Below are 4,810 nucleotides of genomic sequence, written 5' to 3'. Positions count from 1 at the left end.
CCGAGCAGACCCCACGACGGCCGGCGTGCCGCGATCTCCAGCGCGGTCATCCCGCCGATCGAGTGTCCGACGAGGACGACCTCGCCGGCCGGCGTCTGCGGCAGCAGCTCGGTGATCGCCGCGTCGAGCACCTCGGCCTGCCGGGCGAACGTGTTCTCCTCCTCCGGCAGCGGGTCGCTGTCCCCGTAGCCGGGCCGGTCGACGGTCAGCACGGCGAAGCCGTTGCGGGCGGCGACGTCGAGGAACGACCCGCCGGTGGACCCGGCCACGGCGAAGTACGCGCTGGTGTACGTCCCGCCGTGCAGCGTGACCAGCAGGGGCAGGCCCGGTTCGGCGGCGGTGGGCCGGTGGAGGGCGGTCGAGATCCCGTGCGCGCGGAGCTGCTCCATGATTCTCCTTCGAACCGTGAACTGCGGGGCCCGGACGGTAGGACTACAACTTATAAGTTGTCAACGAACGGCGACCTCGGAGCCGCCTGCGAGCCCGTCAGGCGGTCTCGCTCCGCGCGGCCCACCCCTGGCCGTCGGTGCTGCCGATGCGGCTCATCCGGTCCAGCATCGTCTGCCGGTTGGCCTCGAGGTGGCCGCGGACCTCGGTGCGCACCCGCTCGGGATCGCGCGAGCGGGCGGCCTCGACGAGCTCGGAGTGGACGTGCCGCCGTCGGGTGGCGAAGTCCTCGGGCTCGCCGACGGGGTCGAACACGAGCCGGGTGTAGCGCTCGGAGGCGTCCCACAGCGGGCGCAGGAGGCGGAGGTCCCACTCGCTCGCCGCCGGGCGGATCAGGACGGCGTGGAACTCCCGGTGCGGCTCCCAGAACTCCTCGCCCGGCACCCGGTCGAACGTCTCGTCGACCAGCCGGGCGAGCTCGTCGAGGTCCGCCGCCGAGCGGTCGGGGGCGGAGAGTGCCGCGAGCTCGGGCTCGACCGTCATCCGGAGCCGGTAGATCGCCCGCAGGTCCTCGGGGTCCAGCGGCGTGACGATCGCGCTGCGCGAGGGGCTGAGCACGACCAGCCCCTGGGCCTCCAGCTGGCGCAGGGCCTCACGCACCGGCACGTGGCTGACGCCGAGCTGCTCGGTCAGGGCCGGGACGGTGAAGGGCCGGCCCGGGGGCAGGTCCCCGTTCAGGATGGAGCGCCGGATCTCGTGCAGGACGAGATCGACGGCCGAGGCCTTGCGTTCGGCCACGGAACGCATCCCGCGGCGATCCTCGAGCGACAACGCCCACCCCTCACCGAGCTGTCCGACCGACGTCGATCGGGAGCATGCTAGCGCACGTTGACATCTTATAAGTTAGTGCCTAGCGTTCCGGGCCGTGCTCCAGGTCACGTCGAGGTGGCCTGGTCCGAGAGGAGACCGCTCATGGGAGCCACGCCGAAGCTCGTCCACGTCGTCCTGCAGACCGCGCAGCCCGAGGCGGTGCGGGACTGGTACTGCACCGTGCTCAAGGCCCACACCGTGTACGCGGGGCACGGGCTCACGTTCCTGACCTTCGACGACGAGCACCACCGCATCGCCCTGCTCGAGGTGCCCGCCGAGGTGGCCCGGCCGAAGGTGCCCGGCACCGTCGGGATGCACCACACCGCGTTCACCTTCGAGAGCCTGGACGACCTGATCGAGCGCTACGAGGAGCTCGCCGCGGCGGGGGTCACGCCTGCGGTGCCGATCCAGCACGGCGTCACGACGTCGCTGTACTACCGCGACCCCGACGGGAACTTCGTCGAGATGCAGGTCGACAACTACGCCACCGCCGACGAGGCCACCGCCTACATGGAGGGCCCGGAGTACGACGGGGACCCCGTGGGTCCGGCGTTCGACGTGGACCGGCTGGTCGCCGCGCGTCGCGCCGGGGCCTCGGTCGAGGAGCTCACCACGCGGGCCTGGGCACTGTCCGGCCCGTCGCTGCCGGACCCGATGGGGGTCCTGACCGGCGCGGTCCCGTCGCTGAGCGCCTGAGGAGCAGAACCATGACCAGCTTCCTGTTGGAGCGGCCCGGCACCTCCGAGGACTCCCGGGCGCTGCGCGCCGAGCTCGTCGGGCGTGCTCGCGAGATCGTGCCCGTGCTGGCCCGCAACGCCGCACGCACCGAGCAGGACCGCCGCGTCGTCGAGGAGAACATCGCCCTCGCGGACGAGGCCGGGCTCTACCGGATCATGAAGCCGAAGCGGCTGGGTGGTCTGGAGACCGACATCCGCACGAAGCTGGAGGTCTCCCGGGAGCTGGCCCGCGGCTGCGGGTCGACCGCGTGGGTGTCCACCCTGATGAACGTCTGCTCCTTCTTCGGCGGGCTGTTCCCGGACCGGGCCCAGCGCGAGGTGTGGGAGGAGGAGCCCGGCAACCGCATCGCGGGGGTGCTCGCGCCGACCGCCGAGGCCGTCCGCGTCGACGGCGGGTACCGCGTGACCGGTTCCTGGGGCTGGGCCTCGGGCTGTCTGCACTCGCAGTGGGCCGTGGTGGGCCTCCCCGTGCCCGACGAGCGCGGTGAGATCGTCGACCAGGGCCTCGCCCTGGTCCCGATGGCGGACCTGTCCATCTCCGACACCTGGTTCGTCGCCGGCATGCGCGGCACCGGATCCAACACCCTGGTCGCGAAGGACGTGTTCATCCCGCAGCACCGGGTGATCTCGGTGCCCGCCGCGATCGGTGGCCGGTACGGCACCGAGCACACGGAGGAGGCGTTGTACCGCAGCGCCTTCGTGCCGGTCGCCGCGATCGTGCTGGCGGGCCCGCAGCTCGGGCTGGCGCAGGCCGCGCTCGAGCTCGTGCTGGAGAAGGCGCCGAAGCGGTCGATCTCCTACACCTTCTACGACGTCCAGACCGAGGCCCCGACGGTGCAGCTCGCCGTGGCGAAGGCCGCGGCGCTCATCGACTCCGCGCACCTGCACGCCTACCGCGCCGCGGCCGACATCGACCAGGCGGCCGCCGACGGCGTCTACCCCGACTACGCCGCCCGTGCCCGGGTCCGGATGGACACCGGGGTCGCGATCGAGAACGCCCGCGAGGCGATCCGGGTGCTCGTGAGCGCCCACGGCGCGGGGAGCTTCGCCGAGACCAGCCCGCTGCAGCGCATCTGGCGGGACTCCGAGGTCGCGAGCAGGCACGCCGTCGTCAGCCCCGCGATCTCCGCCGAGGTCTACGGCCGGGCGCTGCTCGGCCTCACCGACGGCGTCACCCCCCTCGTCTGAGTCTCCACCGGAAGGATCATCGTGCGCATCGCCACCAGGGCAGGCAGGCTCGTGCTGCTCGACCCGCAGGACGGGTCGCGGGCCGTCGACGTCGAGCGGGCGAGCGCGGGCCAATTCGTCGCCGACCCCCAGGCCGTCTACGCCCGCTGGGCGGAGTTCCGCGACTGGGCGGCGTCGGCGTCGTTCGACTCCGCGGCGCCGGTCGCGGACACCGAGCTCGACGCCGTGACCCCCCGCCCGCCGCAGATCTTCGCGATCGGGCTGAACTACCGCGACCACGCGGCCGAGTCCGGCTTCGCGCTGCCCACCGAGCCGGTCGTGTTCACCAAGTACGCCTCCAGCCTGACCGGCCCGCGCGGGGACATCCGGCTCTCCCCGGGGAACGTGGACTGGGAGGTCGAGCTCGTCGCCGTGATCGGGACCGGCGGGCGGGACATCGCCGAGGCCGACGGGTGGGCGCACGTCGCGGGGCTCAGCCTCGGCCAGGACGTCTCCGACCGGGTCACCCAGTTCGCCGCGCCGCCCGCGCAGTTCGGGCTCGGCAAGTCCTACCCGGGCTTCTCCCCGGTCGGCCCGAGCCTGGTCACGCCCGACGAGCTGCGCGCCGCCGGCCTGGATCCGGACGACCTGGAGCTCGGCTGCCTGGTCAACGGGGAGAGCATGCAGAAGGGCCGGACCGGGGACATGGTCTTCCCGATCCCGGTGCTCGTCGCGAGGCTGTCCGCGATCGTCACGCTGCTGCCCGGCGACCTGGTCTTCACCGGCACACCGGCCGGTGTCGGTGTGGGCATGACCCCGCCGCGGTTCCTGCAGGCGGGCGACGAGCTGGTCACCTGGTGCACCGGCATCGGCGAGCTGCGGCACCGCTTCGTGGCGGCCTGATGGAGGACGTCCGGATCTTCGACGGGGAGCGGCTGCTCGGCCCGGCGACGGTGGTGGTCGACGGTGGTCTGATCGGCACCGTCGAGCACGGGCCGGGCGACGGGGAGGGCGGTGTGCTGCTGCCCGGCCTGATCGACGCCCACGTCCACCTCCGCGTCCCCGGCGACCTGGCCGCGCTGGCCGGGTGGGGGATCACCACCGCCCTGGACATGGCGTGCTGGCCGCCGGAGCACCTCGACGCCCTCCGCGGGCGCGTCCCGGACATCCGCAGCGCCGGGACGCCGGCGATCGGCGCGGGCGGACCACACGCGCGGATGCCCGGCATGCCGCCCGAGGCGATCCTGACCTCGCCGGACCAGGCCGAGCCGTTCGTGGCGAAGCGGGTCGCCGAGGGCTCGGACTACGTCAAGATCGTGGCCGAACGGCCGGGTCCGGACATGATCGACCAGGCCACGGTCGACGCCCTCGCCGCCGCGGCCCGTGCCCACGGGAGGCGGTCGGTGGCCCACGCCTCCTCGGTGGCGGCGTTCCGGATCGCCGTGCGGGCGGGCGTCGACGTGGTCACCCACGTTCCGCTCGACGGCGTCCTCGACGGCGAGACCGCCGCGCGGATGGTCGCGCAGGGCCAGGTCGCGGTCCCGACGCTGTCCATGATGGAGGCGATCGTCCGCGGCCTCGGCAGGCCCGGCGACGACTACGCACACGCTCGCGACAGCGTCGCCGTCCTGCATGCGGCCGGGGTGCCG

The 4,810-nt window shown here is 73.3% G+C and carries 6 protein-coding genes; 4 read left to right on the top strand and 2 right to left on the bottom strand.

Annotation, left to right across the window (positions count from 1 at the left end; genetic code table 11):
- The coding region (locus tag H5J29_RS21085; protein ID WP_181782774.1) for an alpha/beta hydrolase at positions 1-389 on the bottom strand (389 nt) is incomplete at its 3' end.
- Positions 390-486: 97 nt separating this feature from the next.
- Positions 487-1,194 (bottom strand): GntR family transcriptional regulator, encoded by a 708-nt coding sequence (locus H5J29_RS21080; RefSeq protein ID WP_181782773.1) that lies wholly within the window; start codon positions 1,192-1,194, stop codon positions 487-489.
- A 165-nt stretch (positions 1,195-1,359) separates the two neighbouring features.
- On the opposite strand from H5J29_RS21080, the gene H5J29_RS21075 reads away from it, so the two are divergent.
- From H5J29_RS21075 to H5J29_RS21060, 4 genes are all read left to right on the top strand, one after another.
- Entirely contained in the window at positions 1,360-1,953 is a 594-nt protein-coding gene (locus H5J29_RS21075; RefSeq protein WP_181782772.1) for a VOC family protein, read from the top strand.
- 11 nt (positions 1,954-1,964) lie between these two features.
- Positions 1,965-3,182: an acyl-CoA dehydrogenase family protein gene (locus H5J29_RS21070; protein ID WP_181782771.1), complete on the top strand. Its 1,218-nt coding sequence runs from the start codon at positions 1,965-1,967 to the stop codon at positions 3,180-3,182.
- Between the two features lie 21 nt (positions 3,183-3,203).
- Positions 3,204-4,064, top strand: coding sequence for a fumarylacetoacetate hydrolase family protein (locus tag H5J29_RS21065; RefSeq protein WP_181782770.1), 861 nt, complete (start codon positions 3,204-3,206; stop codon positions 4,062-4,064).
- On the top strand, positions 4,064-4,810 hold a 747-nt coding region (locus H5J29_RS21060), incomplete at its 3' end, for an amidohydrolase family protein (RefSeq protein WP_181782769.1). The genes H5J29_RS21065 and H5J29_RS21060, both read left to right, overlap by 1 nt.

The sequence above is a fragment of the Pseudonocardia pini genome, assembly GCF_013870575.1.
In the GTDB taxonomy this organism is placed as follows: domain Bacteria; phylum Actinomycetota; class Actinomycetes; order Mycobacteriales; family Pseudonocardiaceae; genus Pseudonocardia; species Pseudonocardia pini.
This window is presented reverse-complemented; position numbering and strand designations above follow the sequence as displayed.

Coding starts and splice junctions, on each gene's coding strand:
- H5J29_RS21080 (WP_181782773.1), bottom strand. CDS start 1,194: ATGCGTTCCGTGGCCGAACGCAAGGCCTCGGCCGTCGATCTCGTCCTG.
- H5J29_RS21075 (WP_181782772.1), top strand. CDS start 1,360: ATGGGAGCCACGCCGAAGCTCGTCCACGTCGTCCTGCAGACCGCGCAG.
- H5J29_RS21070 (WP_181782771.1), top strand. CDS start 1,965: ATGACCAGCTTCCTGTTGGAGCGGCCCGGCACCTCCGAGGACTCCCGG.